The following is a 17,904-nucleotide window of genomic DNA, read 5'->3' on the forward strand; positions in this document are numbered from 1 at the left end:
TCCGTCCAAACCCACCATATTATGGGCCTATAGCTCAGCTGGTTAGAGCGCACGCCTGATAAGCGTGAGGTCGATGGTTCGAGTCCATTTAGGCCCACCATAGTATGTTTCCGAAGTAGCTCAGTTGGTAGAGCATCCGGCTGTTAACCGGCAGGTCGCAGGTTCGAGTCCTGCCTTCGGAGCCATTGGCCCGTTGGTCAAGTGGTTAAGACACCGCCCTTTCACGGCGGTAACACGGGTTCGAATCCCGTACGGGTCATACACTTGAAAAAAAGCACATCGCTAATGCGATGTGCTTTTTTATTGTATAAATTTAGTTCGTTTCAAGCGTTAATGTACCATTATAGTTTGTTCCTTTGTCGCGACCGGCTTCGCAATAAAATTCTGTTGTTTTAATAGAGTTAGTACCGATTTTTTCAAATTCAATAACACAACGCGTGCCTTCAGAGGTTTTGTTTAGACGCGCTTTTTTATCTGAAACAATTGTTGCTACGCCTTCAACTGTACCTGAGTTCCAACCATCATATGTGTAATAAGTGACGTTGAAACTGGATTTTGAACTGTTGGTAATCGATAAAATACGTCCACGTGAATCGATATCCCCATTTCCGTATGTGTAGAAATACGTGTACTCACCGTTCCATGTTTTGTTTGGTTTGTTGTTTGCTTCTGTAGACCAATTGGAGCCTTTTCTTAGTGATTTGTCGAGTATGTTACGTGCTAAATTTGCGCGCTTATTGAGTGTGTATTGCTCTGTATTTTCAAAGTTTTGTTCGGCTTTAGGTGAAATATAGAAAAAGCTTTTTGCCTGTAGCTTGTAAAAGAAAACAACAAGCTGTGCGCGAGTTAAATGATTCGACGCACCAAAATAGCGTTGGAGATTAGTGTTTTCATACTTCGGATTTTGTCCAGAAGTAATGTAATAATCTAATAAAAATTGAATGGACGAATTGAGCGTCGTGTCACCGTTGAGCATATATGCAAGGGCTTGAGCAACAGTCCCACGCGTAACGGCTGAGCTACGGATTTGATTATCGAAGTAACCATTTAACGGAACTTGGTAAGCAGCAAGCGTATTATAAATGGCATCCGAGGCAATTTGTTTTTTTGAAAACTTCATGAGCTCCTCTTCAACAGGCTCTAAATCGAAATAATTGACGAATATTTGGGCAAACTGCTGCTCGGTGACGGCCTGATTTGGGCGGAATGTGCCATCAGGATAGCCGTTAATGATATCAAATTCATAAGCCCATTGAATGGCTTCAGCGGCGTAGTGGTTTTTCGGGATGTCTATAAATAATTGATTAGCCTCGGCGTTATTGGCTGGAAGTGCCAAGCTACCGAGGTAAATGATCGCACAAAAAATCGCAATGAAATAACGTTTCACAAATGTTCCTCCTTCATGCTTGGTTTTATTTTACAGTACCATGTATCGTTTCTTCCTGCAAATAGAGATATATTAGCGCTTTGTACTAGACATTTTTTGCGAAATGGCATCTATTTTCTTAGTTCGTTACCTATTTTTGTTCTAAATTACGGGATGTCTGCCGATATAAAAAGTAATGTGATTTTGTATATATTTAGAAATGAGAAGGAGATGTGTCTTACATGAACCAAACGAAAAAAATATTAGCAGCGTTGGTTGCAGTGCCAGCCAGTGTCGTAGTGGCAGATGGGGCTTTAGCGGCTGAGGAGATGGTGAGTTTTACTGTTTCAAATGAATTTGTATCTGGAAATAATATTAATGTAGAAAAAGTAGAAGTCGGTAATCTAAACGCACAAATCAGTGAAAAGATATTTGAAAAATTATCTTCTTTAAATACAAATAAATTAACAATTGTGTTGGATAATACAAATTTACAAAAGGTAAAAGAAGATGTAGAAAAAGTTTTTCAGTATTTAAAAACAAATATCAATGGCAAAACAAATAATATCGATAATTTATTGCTATATGGATTATTTAAAGATGCAAAAGTGGTAGCTAAAGAGTTAGATTCGTCAAAAATAAGTTTAGAATTAAATTTTCAGTTTTATGCAGAAGCCTCGTATAAAACAAATTTAGTTGAACCTGTTTATAAGGAGTTATTGGCTAAAAATCCAGAGTTAAGGTTAACGTCAACCGACATTGAAAAAATAAAAGCAGTACATGATTATATCGCTGGCAAAGTGACAAATAATCCAAATGGACATGATTTAATCAATTTATCTATAGGAAGCGGTCTCTCATCTCATAGTTATTCGATCTGGACTTATTTATTGTTGCAGAAATTAGATGCTAATTTAGATGTTAATTATATTTATGGGATGTCTAAAGGAAAACTAAGTTCTTGGAATGCAGTGAACATAGAGGGTAAATGGTACCCATTAGATGTTTATAATAATGACAGGTCTAATTTAATTCAATATAAATATTTTTTAACAGACGATAATCAAACCGGAAAGCGCGAAATTTATTTCGGTAATGAAGACAGAGATTTTGCTTCATTTGATATTTTTGCAAATATCGTAAACCCTGTTTATACAACAGATAAAAAGACTTTGTTTTATGTGAATGAAAATGAAGGCGGAAAGATTTACAAAATTGAGAATTGGCAACAAGCGGATGCTACTACGGAGTCTATTTCAGATACAGAGACATCGCAAATTAGTAAAATTCAAGTGCCTGGTACTAAGTTTTTGTACTTTGTTAATACAAACGATGGAAATTATTTATATCAATATTCTATAAGTGATGGAAAATTCGAAAAGGTAATTCAAGAAAATATTGAAAGCTTTTCATTCAATAAAAACGAAATGACCTATAAAGTAACAAATGAAAGTAGTAGCAAAAAGATTCAAACGGGTTCAGGTGTAGGTGCCGGATTGGTAGAATATGTAACGAATTTTATTAAAAGTATCGATTATAAAACAGGCGAACAAATTGACGCATCCTATAAAAATAAAGTAATGGAAGCTAGGAGACTTTTTAATCTATTAACAAAGAAGCAACAAACGGAGGCTGAATCGAAACTTTTGAAGGATTCACAAACGAACTGGCTGCTTCATTTAGAATCAAGCCTTGTTGATGCTAATGATAGTGAAGTTACAGCAGTAGTCGGAGCTATTCAAAAAATCGATATTAATAATACGACATTTTTTGATGTAGTTAAAGAAGCTCGAACAGAGTATGATCGATTATCTAATGAAAAGAAAGAGAAAGTTTACAACTACAATGTATTAGTTGCAGCGGAAGCGCAAATTTCGGCGATGACTAATTTAGAAAATGAAATTAAACAATTTGTAGAAGCAAACATAGAAGAAGCTAATCGTGGTTCAAACTTTTATAATGACTTATCAAAGTTAGTTGACCGTTATAACAGCTTGCTGCAAATCTTAAAAAGAAATGAATTTGATGTTACATATAGAGCGCTAATTGGTTTGGGTAATAGTGGAAGTTATATGGCGGATGTAACAGCTGTAAGAGAAATTTTAGAAACATTAAATATTGATTCGAAAGCATATTTGGACGATGTCACTAGTTTAAAAGTGAAATATGAGCAGCTATCTAATGCTCAAAAAGGCATCTTAAATGAAGATGAGAAGGCATCAATTGCAAATCATCTAACTCAAATGGAAAAAATGAATCAAGTAGTAGAGGAAATACAAAAGTATAAATCAGATATTGAAAGTATTAACAATAAGGACCCTTTAAATCCAGCAGAACTTACGACAGAGTTTATTAATAAAATTAAACGAGCAAAGGAATTATTACAAGGTGGCTTAAAGCCTTCACAATGGAATAAATTAAGCGTATCAAATCCAACTGACTTTATCGCCAAGGTAGATGGATTCTTAAAACGCGTCGAGGATGCGCAAGGTGATTTAAGTGGTGCGGCGTTGAAAGTAACTGGAAAATTAAAAGCATTTGATGGGGGAATTTTAGAAAATCTTGTATCTTCAACAAATCCACAGGATTATACGGATAAAGTGACAGAGCTAAAAGACATGTTAGAAGGCACAGATTTCGCGGGCTCGCCTGAAAAATTACAAATTATTTTTTCCATGCTTCCAGAAGAAATCGTAAAAATTTGGGACCGTCACCTGAAGCTAAGTCGGGGTTTCAAAGTAAATGTTGAATCTTTTGTAGTTTCAATTGATACTTTGGATAAAAAAGCAGAACGAACTGAAGCTGAGGTAGACAAGCTGATCGAGGATTATAATCAATTAGACCCGATCTTCCAACATTACGTAACAAATTTTGAAAAGTTAGAAGAAATGAAAAAATTATTTAAAGATGATGAAGAGAAAAAGAATGCAGAAGCGTTAATTAAAAAAATAGAAGCGCTCTTATTAAAACAAGAAACAGCACCACCTGTAACGTATGCAGAGGTCAAGGAATTATGGGAGCAATATGAAAATGGTTCTTCAATTTTTAAAGCAACAGTAGAAGGAGCCGAGAAGAGTTTCAGCGATTTCCGAAAACTGTGGGAAAAATTAAAGGCTGAAGAGGATGCAATTAAAGCCGAAGAGCAAAAAATTAAAGATTTAATCGAGGAAATCAAAGCACTAACAAAAGATTCTACAAAAGAAGAATTATTAGCGGTAAAGGCTAAATATGATGCATTAACAGAAGAACAACAAAAATTAATTACGAATTTTAGTCATTTACAAAAATTATTAATAGCACTCGAAGAAAAAGAAAACGACCAAGCTGCTGCAAAAGATAAAGCCGCAGCAGAAGAAGTAACAAGATTAATTGCAGAATTAAACAACGAATCAACGGCAGTAGAAATTATCGCAGCACGTACAGCATATGAAGCGTTATCAGAAGATGCGAAAAAATACATTTTGAAAAGTACGTTAGATGCATTAGTTTACTATGAAACGCGCATCAAAGAACTCACTGAAATCGCAAAAAAAGAAGCGGCAGTGGTGCAAGACCGCATCGACCGCATTACAAGCAGCTACACAGAGGCTCAAATAAAAAATATTCGAAACGCGTATAATGCCTTAAGCCAATTGGCGAAGGAATACGTAACAAACTTACAAAAACTAATTGATGCCGAGAAAAACATCATTTACCAAGATACCGTTGTTAAGCAGGCCAAGCTGGATGCCAATGCATTCGATGTTTATATGAACGACATCAACCGTAATTCAACGAAGGCTGAAATTGCGAAGGCACGTGCATACTACAATAGTTTATCTTACGAGGCAAGAAAGTATGTGACAACGTACGAAAAGCTTGTACGTTTAGAGACGATGTGGACAGACCCGAAATATATAGATCTTGTGTATACGTATTACCCTGACTACATCCATGACATAAAGCCTGGCGGGATTGTTATTGAAAAACCAAAATACGATTCTATTTATATCCCAGATGATTCGGAGACAGGTTCGTCATCGTCTTCAATCACAGCATCAACGGACTGGACAACATATGAAACAATGAAATATCAAAATGGCCGTTATACAACGTCTATTACGACAACACAGGCACAAAGTATTAAGGACCGTAGCAAAATCTTAAAGGCTGATGACATCGAAATCATCATTCCAACGGCTGATTTATATGCGGCAACAGCAACAGTTGGTGTGACAGTGAGTGTAGCCAACAACCAGTTGAACATTCAATTTAAAGAAGGGAAGCAGGCGAAGATTTTTTCAGAATATGTAGAAATTCATGTACCGTTTAGCGTGTTAAATGGCAATGCTTCTCAGATTATCGAACGTGTGTCGGCATCGAATTCGTCAGCATCGTTTAAAATTGAGGGCTCGAACTTTATTATTCGAACAAAATCAAGCGGAATATTTAAAACGGCAACAGCTTCCGTATATAGCGATCTTCCGAATAATGCGCAAGGTACAGCTATGCGCGAATTAGCGAAGCGAGGCATTTTATTTGATACAAATTTACGTTTATCTCAAAGCTATAAGCAAGTGACGAAATTTGAAGTGGCGTCAATGATGGCGACAGCGCTTGATTTATCCAGCAGTAATCAATCAAGTTACCAAGATGTCACAAATGAACAAGACTTGAGTCATGTACAGGGCTTATTAGAGGCGGGTATTATGAGTGGTTTCACTTCTTCGTACTTCAATGGTGAAGGGACTGTAACAAAGCAAGAAGCAGCGATTATGATTTCCAATATGTACCGTTACTTAAATCGAGATGTCTCAAGGGCATATAGTGGCTTCCAAACAAGCTTTAAGGATGTTTCGTATTTATCGCTAGAGGCACGTCAAAGCATCGCCATTTTAGAGCTATTCGGAGTTGTGAAGGCGACGGATTCATTTGAACCGACGAAGCAACTAACACGTGGTGAGTTTGCAGAGCTATTCTACAACGCACTCACAGCAATCGATTATTTATAAAGTGAAACTTTGCTCGGTGGGGATTTTCTTCATTCCCACTGAGCATTAGCTTTCACCAATCGGGCTTTTAGGGCGAGTTTGAACGCCCACTTAGCTGTCTCCTGACTTTGAAGTGGGCGTCTTACTGGCCCTTAATGCGGGATAAAATTTACGTCTATGATCTTTATGGTCATAGACGTTTTTCACGTTAAAATGTCAAACTTCAAACGCATGGACGAAAAAATAGGCTATAATAAACAACAAGAGTAATTAGGCACAAAGGGAGTGCTCGTATGGATTATCTATCGATGATTTTCTTCAAAATTGTTGCACCGATTTTAATATTACTAGTTATTGGTGCGGTGTTGCAGCGGAAGTTTCAATTTAATTTAAAAGCACTATCTCATCTCATTACATATTGCTTCATGCCAGCCGCCGTATTTATAAATATTTATGAAACATCAGTTGAGCTGAGTGTTATTGGCCAAATTACGGCGTTTATTGTACTGTTTATTGGCTCACAAATGTTACTTAGCCAGCTTTTAGTTAAGCTAATGAAACTCGATAAAAAAGAGGGTGCGGTGTTTAAAAATAGCGTCGTACTCATTAACTCCGGTAACTACGGAATTCCAGTTGCACAAATGATTTTTGCGACGCAGCCTATCGGAGTAGCGATACAGGTAATTCTCGTTATTTTTCAAAATATGACAACGTATACATATGGATTGTACAATTTGATTTCGTCGACAAAATCGGGACTAGCCATTGTAAGGGACTTTTTGAAAATGCCCATTGTCCATGCGCTTATTCTGGGGGCATTGTTAAACTTTTTAAATGTACCGATCCCCGAAACGTTTAGTATTCCGATTCAACATATTGCAAACGGCTTTGTCGCAGTAGCATTAATTACTTTAGGGGCACAGCTATCAACGATTGAGATGCGAACGATGTTTAATAAAATGATTTTTGTTAGCTGCTTTACGCGTTTAATCATTGGTCCTGCGGCGGCACTTCTTATTATTTTTGCAATCGGGTTAGATGGTGTGGTTGCACAATCGTTATTTATAGCAAGTGCGTTCCCAACATCGCGTAATAGCTCCAGTCTTGCATTAGAATACGATATTGAATCGGCAACAGCAGCACAAACCGTGTTGTTTTCAACAATTATTAGCTGTTTAACGGTAACGGTCGTTATTTATATTTCGAATATATTATTTGTTTAAAGTGCTATTAGGTGGATTTCCACTTAGTAGTGTTTTTTTATGTTAGGAATTTTAATATAAACTTGAATTACACTATTTGAAAATGATCAATTTATTGCACTATAACGGGTGCGGTGGCGGTACTGCTTGAGGAAGCAACATGGAATGGTACAAACGAAAAAACCGCAAGTACTATAGTATTAGTACTTGCGGTGTGTAAGCGATTATAGGTTGGATATTAAACAACGCTACTACTATCTTTGTACGGATTTGAAAGCTCCATACCGTCTAATGATAGACCCATAGCTTTTGCTACACCTTCACCATAAGCTGGATCAGCTAAGTAGCAGTGTAAGATGTGGCGACGTTTAATGAATTCTTCAACGCCATTCATTTCAGCTGCCGTCGTTTCGAATAAACGTTGTTGCTGTTCTGGAGTTTGAAGACGGAATAATTTACCTGGTTGTTCAAAGTAGTTATCGTCATCTTGACGGTAGTCATAGATGTCAGCAGGGCCATCAAGCGCTAATGCAGGATCTTTGTATTGTGCTTGACCTTGTAATGCACCGTAGCTGTTTGGATAGTACGTAATTGCTGAACCACGGTTTCCATCAGCACGCCCTTGTCCATCGCGGTGGTAAACCATAAATGGACATTTTGGTGTGTTTACAGGAATTTGGTGGTGGTTAACACCTAAACGGTAACGAGTTGCATCTTGATAAGCGAATAAACGCGCTTGTAACATGCGGTCTGGTGAGAATGAAATACCAGGTACAACGTTAGACGGAGCAAATGCAGCTTGCTCGACATCGGCGAAGTAGTTTTCTGGGTTACGGTTTAATTCGAATTCACCAACTTCGATTAATGGGAACTCAGATTTGAACCAAACTTTTGTTAAATCGAATGGGTCGTCTTTGTGGTTGCGAGCTTGCTCTTCTGTCATCACTTGGATGTACATTTTCCATTTCGGGAAATCGCCTTTTTCGATTGATTCGAATAAATCACGTTGAGAAGATTCGCGGTCTTTACCGATAATTTCAGCGGCTTCTGAACCTGTTAAGTTTTCGATACCTTGCTGAGAACGGAAGTGGAATTTCACATATACGCGCTCGCCTGCAGCGTTAATCATTGAATATGTGTGAGAACCGAAACCGTGCATTTTACGGTAGCCGTTTGGAATGCCACGGTCAGACATGACGATTGTCACTTGGTGTAATGCTTCAGGTAATGAAGTCCAGAAATCCCAGTTTGAGTTCCCGTTATGCATGTTCGTTTTAGGATCACGCTTAACAACGTGGTTTAAGTCTGGGAAGTGTAATGGATCACGGAAGAAGAATACAGGTGTGTTATTACCAACCATATCCCAGTTTCCTTCTTCAGTGTAGAATTTTAGAGCAAAGCCACGGATATCACGCTCAGCGTCAGCCGCACCACGCTCACCAGCTACTGTAGAGAAGCGAGCGAACATTTCTGTTTTTTTACCAATCGCAGAGAAAATTGCCGCTTTAGAATATTTTGTAACATCATGTGTCACGGTAAAAGTACCGAATGCACCAGAACCTTTCGCGTGCATACGACGCTCAGGAATTACTTCACGGTTGAAGTTTGCTAATTTCTCAATTAAAAATACGTCTTGTAATAGAACCGGACCACGACGGCCAGCTGTTTGTACATCATCGTTAGATACTACTGGAGCTCCAGTAATCGTTGTTAAACGTTCATTTGTCATAAGTAAGTTTCCCCCTAAATAAATTAATTTTGAAAGACTCTTCGTTAATAATCATAACAAATCTAAATCGGAATTGCTACTACATTATAATAATTCTTTTTAAGTAATATTTATATTAAGATAACAATTATATATAATGATAATTATTTGCTTTCTTAGTTTATTAAACTCATATACCTTGTACCCGTAAGGATTATCCTATAAACATCTGTACTGGAAAGGTTATTTTTACAATGAAAGTGAAACAGTTTTTATTAATATTGAATGACTTCTGGGCGTTTCCACTATACTGATATTGAAAATAGATTATTATAATTGAAAATGTTGTGTCTAATTATTGGTTGAATCCGCATCTTTTTTGTGACTACTGTTAAATGTCAAAGAGATATTGAGTTTTATCCTATATAATAGTGGGCGAGTACACGTAGAGAAAGGAAATAACTATGCAATTAACGTTAACATTTATTATTTTAGCGCTGACAATCATACTATTTACAACAAATCGTTTTCGTGCAGACCTTGTTGCGATTATGGCATTATTATCACTTGTTGTATTAAATATTTTAACGCCTCAGGAAGCATTGGCCGGATTTTCAAATTCAGTTGTTATAATGATCGCGGGGCTGTTTGTAGTTGGTGCAGGAATTTTACGTACGGGACTAGCTGGGATGGCAGGGAATTTGCTATTAAAATGGTCGGGTGATAGTGAGTTACGGTTATTTATTTTGCTATTAATTATCGTAGCAACGGTTGGCGCATTTATGAGTAATACAGGGACAGTTGCGCTCATGCTACCAATCGTTGTATCAATTGCACTTAGTATTAAGATAAGTCCGTCGAAGTTTTTAATGCCGCTCTCCTATATTGCAAGTATGTCGGGATTGATGACATTAATTGCTTCGCCAACGAACTTAATCGCGTCTCAAACATTAGTAGATCATGGCTTTGAAAAGCTTGGGTTCTTTACGATTACACCAATTGGGATTGTTGCAACGATAACGGTCATCATTTATTTAGTTTTAGTGCGTAATACATTGATACCAAATGATGAAAAACGTTCACAATCTAATGAAGGTTATAAATTGTCACCCAAAAAACTGGCGAGAGAATATGATTTACAAGATAAACTTTTCCGCACGGTTGTAAGTGAGCAGTCAACAATTATGGATAAAAAGCTTGCTGATTTAAAATTACCAGCAACATACCATATTTACATTATGAAAATTAAGCGTGGTGCAGCGCAGGAAGGCATTAATTTGCGTCCGATGACCTATCAAGAGCTTGCAGGTCCTACAAGTGTGATTTACGCAGGGGATGAGCTATATGTTCAAGGATTAGCACAAGATGTTGAGCGCTTTGCAAAGGATTTTGCATTAACGATTCAACCGTATGAAGATAATGTAAAAGAATTGATTTCGAAAAATATTGGGGTAGCGGAAGTTCTGTTGACACCACAATCGCGTTTAATCGGTGAATCCGTAAGTAAAATTGGTTTCCGTGAAAAGTATAATCTCAATATTTTAGGCATCAATCGAAAAGGGGATTACTTGTTAAAAAATATGGCCGAGCAAAAATTGCGATTCGGGGATGCGATTTTAGTGCAAGGCACGTGGGATGAAATTGAACTGTTATCACGCGAAACACAGGATGTTGTTGTAGTTGGACAGCCGCGCGAACAGGCAGGTGCAGCAGCTGCGAGCGGAAAAGCACCGATTGCTGGTATGATTATGCTATTAATGATTGGTTTGATGGTATTTGAAGTATTTGATGCGGTTATCGCAGTACTGATTGGCGCGGTATTAATGATTCTTACAGGTTGCCTACGAAATATGGATGATGCTTATAGTAAAATGAATTTTGAAAGTATTGTACTTGTAGCTGCAATGCTTCCAATGGCAACGGCGCTTGAAAAGACAGGCGGAATGACCATTTTAGCAGACGGAATTATCCACTTACTTGGAGGTTTCGGTCCGTACGGGGTATTAATGGGTATCTATATATTAACCGTCGTCTTCGGGCAATTTGTTAGTAACACGGCAACGGCTGTATTATTTTCACCAATTGCGATTACAGCAGCACTCGCAATGGATGCAAACCCGTATACATTTATGATTGGCGTTGCAGCTGCGGCGAGTATGGCCTTTGCAACACCAATTGCCTCTCCGACAAACTCACTTGTATTAACAGCAGGTGGTTATAAGTTTATGGATTTTGTAAAAGTAGGCGTTCCACTTCAAATCATTATGTTTATTGTCATGATGATTACAGTCCCATTATTATTTCCATTTTAACTTTTTATAGCGGGTGTCCAAGCACCCGCTACACCGCCTCGGTTATTCTGAGGCGGTTTTTTTGTTAAGGTAAATACAATTTTTGTACAAAACAATGGTGAATGGAGGTGTTGAAAATGAAATTCCATCATTGAAGAATCATAAAAAAATTATATATTTCCGTCTTAACTAAAGGGGCATATTAGCGCTTCCGTTCTTTTTCCATTCGGTAGCGATAAGGTGTGACATGATAATATTCACGAAAAACTTTAATAAAATAATTGCTATCTGAAAAGCCTACTGATTCGGCAATCGTTCCAATTGGAATGGTTGTTTCAAGCAATAATTTAGCCGCCTGTTGTACACGAAATTGCTGTAAAAATTTTTTTAAAGGTACACCCAATTTTTTCGAAAACAAAGTGCTTAAATAATTGGCGTTAATATTTAAATGCTGCGCAATCATTGTTAAAGATAGCTCATTGTTTTCATAAGACGACTCAATATATTCCACCGCCAGCTCCGCATAATTCGCAGATAAAGATTGCTGAGCATCCAATTTAATTTGGATAAGCTGCTGTGTGAATAAAATAAATTCCTGCACAATTGCATATAAAATGGGATGCTCCAATATTAAATGAAATAATGCACGATACTGTGTTTCCATTTTTGCTTGATGATGTAAATGATATTTCAACATAAAACGTCGGATTTGTGCAAGGATGCTCGTTAAATGAATACGCACTTCATCTTGTGAGTAATAGCAATTCGGTGCAGTCAATTTATATAAAAACTGCTTCACCGCAGGTAAATTGCCCTCCTCTAAAGAAGTAATCCAAAGTTGCTGCTCCTCGGGTGTGAGTAACGGATCCAAATACGATAAAGAAATGGATTGGGAAGTTAAAAAAACATGCTCATAACCTTTATAAAAGCGCTGTGTCAGTACTTGCTTTGCCTCAGCATACATGTCCCGTAAAGTGGCATCCGCCCCATCATAAATAGCGATATTTAGAAATTCCTCGGTCATCGTATACCATTCCCGTATAACTAAACGTAAGTTTTTAATGAGTTGGGCTTGCTCTTGCCCTGAAATTAAACATAAAATACGTTTTTGCAATGGAAATGCGGTGAGCTCTGAAAAAATAGGCGACTGCATAAGCCAATGATAAAGCTGTAAATTTGAATCGAAATTAGAAGGCTCAATTAAAACGAATTTTGATTGTGCCGACTGAATAATTTGCGGTGAATTTAAAAATAAATCAACGTACATTTGGGCATCGGTTTGTATTGAATTAGTAAATGGGACGGTACTTTCGAGAGCTGGCAACGTCATCAATGTTGATTTTAACTGCTCTAAAGGAATCGGCTTCACAAATAATTGCTTTGCTTGCAATGAGATTGCTTTCATCGCGTGCTGAAAAATCGGCTGTGCGGTAAAACAAATAATGTGAAGTGCTCGATTTTTTAGTAGCTTCTCAACATGTGAAGTAACAAGTGCCACGTCGAGCATAAGAATTGTTGGTTCAAATGAATGAAGCATTCGCTCTAAATCCATCGTATCTGTAATCCCCGAAAATTGCATACCACTCGAAAAATAATTTTTTAAATACCACTCAATGCCCTGTATTTCAGCTTGGTCACGCTCCAATAATAAAATTCGCATTAACTAAATCCCACCTTATAAAAATCCTATTTTATATAAAATTACTATTAATAATTAATAAATACGTCATTCCTATATAAATTTACTATAAAGACATGTTTTTTTCTATTTATTCGAAATAAAAAGAAATTTATAGTAGAGCAAAGGGGTGGAAAAATGACAAATTATCAACAGGAACAAAATCAAGAGCTTGGAAACGTTCGGAAATCCGAATTGTCTTTATTTGTGAAAATGATTATTTGCAGTTTCATTGGTATTTTTAGTTTCTTTGTATCATTTGAATGGAATGGCAAAAAAACAATATTAGTTGACCACGTTGTAAGCGCTTTTTCTACGCACATGCCAACTCTAGTAAATGGTTATGTTTTAATTTTACTTGTGCTTGGTGCGTTCTATCCATTTGTCACGAAAAAATGGAAAACATCAGCTGTAACGATGGTGCTATCTATTTTTAAAATAGGTGGACTTGTAGCTGGGGTAATGCTTATTTTTGGCTTCGGTCCAGCTTGGTTATTTAATCCAGATATCGGTCCGTTTTTATTAGAAAAATTAATTAAGCCAGTTGGGTTAGTTATTCCAATTGGATCTGTATTTTTAGCCTTACTTGTTTGTTATGGATTGCTTGAGTTTATAGGGGTGCTCATGCAGCCGGTAATGAAGCCTGTTTTCAGAACGCCAGGTCGTTCAGCGGTAGATGCGGTCGCTTCATTTGTAGGAAGTTATTCGGTAGGGTTAATTTTAACGAACCGAGTGTATAAAGAAGGAAAATATACAGCACGTGAAGCGGCCATTATTGCAACAGGCTTCTCCACGGTATCGGCAACATTTATGGTCGTTGTAGCGAAAACATTAGATTTAATGGAGCATTGGAATTTGTTTTTCTGGGTAACGCTCGTTGTGACGTTTATCGTAACAGCCATTACAGCACGTATTTACCCGTTAAATAAAATTAAAAATGAATATTATGAAGATGCGACACCACAGCCAGAAAAAGTAGTAACGAAGGATCGCTTGAAAACGGCTTGGACAGAAGCGGTGGAGGGGGCAGCTGCCAATCCATCCTTAGGAAAGAATTTATATATTCATTTAAAAGATGGTTTGATCATGGCAATGGGTGTCATTCCTTCAATTCTATCAATTGGATTACTAGGCTTGGTTCTTGCTACATATACGCCATTATTTGATTGGTTAGCATATCTTTTCGTGCCATTTACGTATCTATTGCAAGTTCCAGAGCCGATGTTAGCAGCAAAGGCAATGTCTGTATCAATTGCTGAAATGTTTTTACCAGCAGTAATTGTAGCGGGTGCTGATATGGTTACAAAGTTTATCATTGCGGTGATTTCGATTTCGGCAATTTTATTCTTCTCGGCGGTAATACCTGTAATTTTATCAACAGATATTCCACTAACGATCCGCCAAATGATTATTATTTGGTTCGAACGTGTCGTATTAACACTTATCATCGTAACACCAATAGCATTCATTTTATTTTAGTGAGTGTTCAAACACTCACTAAAATAAAATGAGGCCTCCGGCGGATGTCACAGATTTTGAAGGGGGTTTATTGTACTTAGACCTGCACTGCAGGTTTAAGTACAATTCAAAATCTGGACGCAATTAAGCCAAGGCTAAATTGAATATAAATTTTAGTGCAGTAAATTGTGTTGAGAACAACTTTATGTAATGCGCCTGAGAAAAACTACCTTAGGGCGTAATTAAATAGTAATTTTAAAGGAGCGAATTAAAATGGTATTTAAAACAAATATTCGAGCACCAAGAGGAAATGAATTAACATGTAAAGGTTGGACGCAGGAAGCAGCGATGCGTATGCTAATGAATAACTTGGATCCAGAAGTAGCAGAAAATCCAGATGAATTAGTTGTTTATGGCGGTATTGGGAAGGCGGCTCGTGATTGGGAAAGCTTCGATAAAATGATTGCTACATTAAAAGAATTAGAGAACGATGAAACAATGATTGTACAATCAGGTAAACCTGTAGCAGTATTTAAAACGCATGAAAACGCACCACGTGTATTAATCGCAAACTCAAACTTAGTGCCAGGATGGGCAAATTGGGACCATTTTTATGAATTAGAAGAGCGCAACTTAATGATGTATGGTCAAATGACGGCGGGCTCATGGATTTATATCGGCGCACAAGGAATTTTACAGGGGACATATTTAAGCTTTGTGGAAGCAGGGAAAAAGAAATTTGGTACAGCCGATTTACGCGGGAAATTCATTTTAACAGGTGGTATGGGCGGTATGAGTGGTGCTCAACCTCTTGCTGGTAAAATGGCGGGCGCAGTTATTTTAGTTGTAGAAGTAGACCGTGCACGTATTGAACGCAAAATTAAAGAAGGCTATTGTGACTATCTTGTAGAAACAGTGGATGAGGCGATTGAGCTTGTGAATAAGCTAACTGCTGCAAATGAACCTGCTTCAATTGGATTAGTAGGAAACTGTGCAGATGTAAACCGTGAACTATTAAACCGTGGAATCATCCCTGATTTTGTAACGGATCAAACGTCTGCTCATGACCCGATTAATGGTTATGTTCCAAATGGGATGTCGTTGGAGGAAGCGTTAGAGCTACGTAAATCAGATGTGAAAACATATGAGCGTCTTGCAAAAGAAACGATGGCGGAACATGTTCGCACAATGCTTGAATTCCAAGAAGCAGGCGCTGAAACATTCGATTACGGAAATAACATTCGTGCTTACGCAAAAGAAATGGGCGTAGAAAATGCCTTTGATTTCCCAGGTTTCGTACCAGCGTATATTCGTCCGTTATTCTGCGAAGGAAAAGGACCATTCCGCTGGGCAGCATTATCAGGAGATCCTGAGGATATTTACAAAACAGATCAGCTTGCAAAAGAAATGTTTGCGGATGATGAAGGATTAGTCAACTGGATTGATATGGCGCAAAAAATGGTGAAATGGCAAGGCTTACCGGCACGTATTTGCTGGTTAGGTTATGGCGATCGTCATCGTTTCGCATTAAAAGTAAATGAAATGGTTGCAAATGGCGAATTAAAAGCACCAATTGTATTCGGTCGTGACCATTTAGATTCAGGTTCAGTTGCTTCACCAAACCGTGAAACAGAAGCAATGATGGACGGTTCAGATGCAGTATCGGATTGGCCGCTATTAAACGCATTAGTAAATACAGCAGGTGGCGCGAGCTGGGTAAGCTTACATCACGGCGGCGGTGTAGGTATGGGATATTCTCAACACGCAGGCCAAGTATTAGTAGCCGACGGAACACAGTTAGCGGCAGATAAAATTAATCGAGTATTAGTAGCAGATCCAGGAATGGGCGTTGTACGTCATGCGGATGCAGGATATGATATCGCGATTCGTACAGCAAAAGAAAAAGGCGTGAATATGCCGATGCTAAAAGGATGATGAATTGTGGCAATTTTAATTAAAAATGCAAATGAAGTCATTACGATGCAGTCCCATGTAGAAGGTCCTCGTCGAAAGGAACAGATGAGTGAGCTAGGGCTGATGAAAGATGTTTGTGTGCTTTTAGATGGCGAGCAAATTGTCATGATTGCACCACTTGAAGAGCTTGAAGCAACATTTCCGCACTTAGTACAAAGTGCGGAAGTGATTGATGCAACAGGGAAAATTATTATGCCAGGTCTTGTAGATTGCCATACACATTTAGTGCATGGCGGTACGCGTGAGCATGAGTTAAATATGCGCCTTTCTGGAAAAACGTATATGGAAATAATGAATGCTGGTGGTGGTATTCATTACACAACGACAAAAACACGCGAAGCAAGCTTTGATGAACTATACGAAAAAACGTACAATCATTTAAATGATTTTTTACGCTACGGTATTACAACGGTCGAGGCAAAGTCTGGTTACGGCCTTGATTGGGAAACGGAAAAAAGACAGTTAGAAGTAGCAAAAAAATTGCAAGATACACATGCGGTGGATGTTGTTTCGACCTTTATGGGTGCCCATGCAGTGCCAGCTGAGTATAAAGGGAATGAGGAAGCATTTGTTGAGCTAATCATAAATGACATGCTTCCAAAAGTTGCTGAGCTTGGATTGGCGGAATTTAACGATGTGTTTTGTGAGAAGGGTGTTTTTACGCCAGAGCAATCACGCCGCATTTTAGAGGCTGGGAAAGCATATGGTTTAACGCCGAAAATTCACGCGGATGAAATTGAACCTTATGAAGGTGCTGAGTTAGCTGCCGAAGTAGGGGCTATTTCAGCGGAGCATTTACTCGTTGCTTCAGATGAAGGCATTGAGGCGATGGCGAAAGCCGGAACGATTGCCGTGCTATTACCGGGAACAGCGTTTTTCCTTCGCGCACCTTATGCAAGAGGACGCTTAATGGTGGACAGTGGTGTACCAGTGGCCATTTCGACTGATTTTAATCCGGGTTCATCTCCTACGATTAGCTTGCCGTTCGTACAAAATTTAGCATGTATGAACATGGGCATGACGATGGAAGAAGTGCTCTGTGCGACAACGGTCAATTCAGCGTATGCAATCAATCGCGGGAACGAAATTGGCACGCTAGAGAATGGGAAAAAGGCGGACGTACTTATTTTAAATGTACCAAACTATAAGCAACTACAATATTTCTATGGTATGAATCATACGGATACTGTGATTAAAGCAGGGAAAGTGGTTGTGAAAGGTGGGCAACTGCTGTGAGCGATTTATTTGTAGAGCCAA

Annotated in this window: 9 protein-coding genes and 3 tRNA genes; 9 read left to right on the top strand and 3 right to left on the bottom strand. The window is 38.1% G+C overall.

What is annotated here, in order from left to right:
- The first annotated feature begins 23 nt into the window (after positions 1 to 23).
- From LZ480_RS00005 to LZ480_RS00015, 3 genes are all read left to right on the top strand, one after another.
- Positions 24 to 100: transfer RNA gene (locus LZ480_RS00005), tRNA-Ile, on the top strand.
- 9 nt (positions 101 to 109) lie between these two features.
- Positions 110 to 185: transfer RNA gene (locus LZ480_RS00010), tRNA-Asn, on the top strand.
- A gap of 2 nt (positions 186 to 187) precedes the next feature.
- A tRNA-Glu gene (locus LZ480_RS00015) sits at positions 188 to 259 on the top strand.
- Between the two features lie 54 nt (positions 260 to 313).
- On the opposite strand, the gene LZ480_RS00020 is transcribed toward LZ480_RS00015, so the two are convergent.
- Complete coding sequence (locus LZ480_RS00020) at positions 314 to 1,387, bottom strand: S-layer homology domain-containing protein (RefSeq protein WP_241367283.1); 1,074 nt, start codon at positions 1,385 to 1,387, stop codon at positions 314 to 316.
- A gap of 221 nt (positions 1,388 to 1,608) precedes the next feature.
- Here LZ480_RS00020 and LZ480_RS00025 point away from each other — a divergent pair, with 221 nt between their 5' ends.
- The gene (locus LZ480_RS00025; RefSeq protein WP_241367284.1) at positions 1,609 to 6,357 is read left to right on the top strand and encodes an S-layer homology domain-containing protein; all 4,749 of its coding nucleotides are present in this window, start codon (positions 1,609 to 1,611) and stop codon (positions 6,355 to 6,357) included.
- A gap of 272 nt (positions 6,358 to 6,629) precedes the next feature.
- The gene (locus tag LZ480_RS00030; RefSeq protein WP_241367285.1) at positions 6,630 to 7,559 is read left to right on the top strand and encodes an AEC family transporter; all 930 of its coding nucleotides are present in this window, start codon (positions 6,630 to 6,632) and stop codon (positions 7,557 to 7,559) included.
- Between the two features lie 217 nt (positions 7,560 to 7,776).
- On the opposite strand, the gene LZ480_RS00035 is transcribed toward LZ480_RS00030, so the two are convergent.
- Positions 7,777 to 9,267 carry a catalase gene (locus tag LZ480_RS00035; RefSeq protein ID WP_241367286.1) on the bottom strand — a complete coding sequence of 497 codons (1,491 nt, stop codon included), beginning with the start codon at positions 9,265 to 9,267 and terminating at the stop codon, positions 7,777 to 7,779.
- A gap of 443 nt (positions 9,268 to 9,710) precedes the next feature.
- Between LZ480_RS00035 and LZ480_RS00040 the strand changes: the two genes are divergently transcribed.
- Positions 9,711 to 11,558 carry an SLC13 family permease gene (locus LZ480_RS00040; protein WP_241367287.1) on the top strand — a complete coding sequence of 616 codons (1,848 nt, stop codon included), beginning with the start codon at positions 9,711 to 9,713 and terminating at the stop codon, positions 11,556 to 11,558.
- 181 nt (positions 11,559 to 11,739) lie between these two features.
- Here the strand turns inward: LZ480_RS00040 and LZ480_RS00045 are convergent, their stop codons facing one another.
- Positions 11,740 to 13,197, bottom strand: a complete 1,458-nt coding sequence (locus LZ480_RS00045; protein ID WP_241367288.1) for a response regulator transcription factor — start codon at positions 13,195 to 13,197, stop codon at positions 11,740 to 11,742.
- Positions 13,198 to 13,353: 156 nt separating this feature from the next.
- On the opposite strand from LZ480_RS00045, the gene LZ480_RS00050 reads away from it, so the two are divergent.
- The 3 genes from LZ480_RS00050 (at position 13,354) to hutI (ending at position 17,883) form a co-directional block, all read left to right on the top strand.
- A complete protein-coding gene (locus LZ480_RS00050; RefSeq protein ID WP_241367289.1) occupies positions 13,354 to 14,694 on the top strand; it encodes a YjiH family protein in 1,341 nt (446 codons plus the stop codon).
- 252 nt (positions 14,695 to 14,946) lie between these two features.
- The gene (gene hutU, locus LZ480_RS00055) at positions 14,947 to 16,608 is read left to right on the top strand and encodes a urocanate hydratase (RefSeq protein ID WP_255731145.1); all 1,662 of its coding nucleotides are present in this window, start codon (positions 14,947 to 14,949) and stop codon (positions 16,606 to 16,608) included.
- A gap of 3 nt (positions 16,609 to 16,611) precedes the next feature.
- Entirely contained in the window at positions 16,612 to 17,883 is a 1,272-nt protein-coding gene (gene hutI, locus LZ480_RS00060; protein ID WP_332844014.1) for an imidazolonepropionase, read from the top strand.
- Positions 17,884 to 17,904: the final 21 nt, after the last annotated feature.

Origin of the sequence: Solibacillus palustris, from assembly GCF_022549215.1 — a bacterium.
In the GTDB taxonomy this organism is placed as follows: domain Bacteria; phylum Bacillota; class Bacilli; order Bacillales_A; family Planococcaceae; genus Solibacillus; species Solibacillus daqui.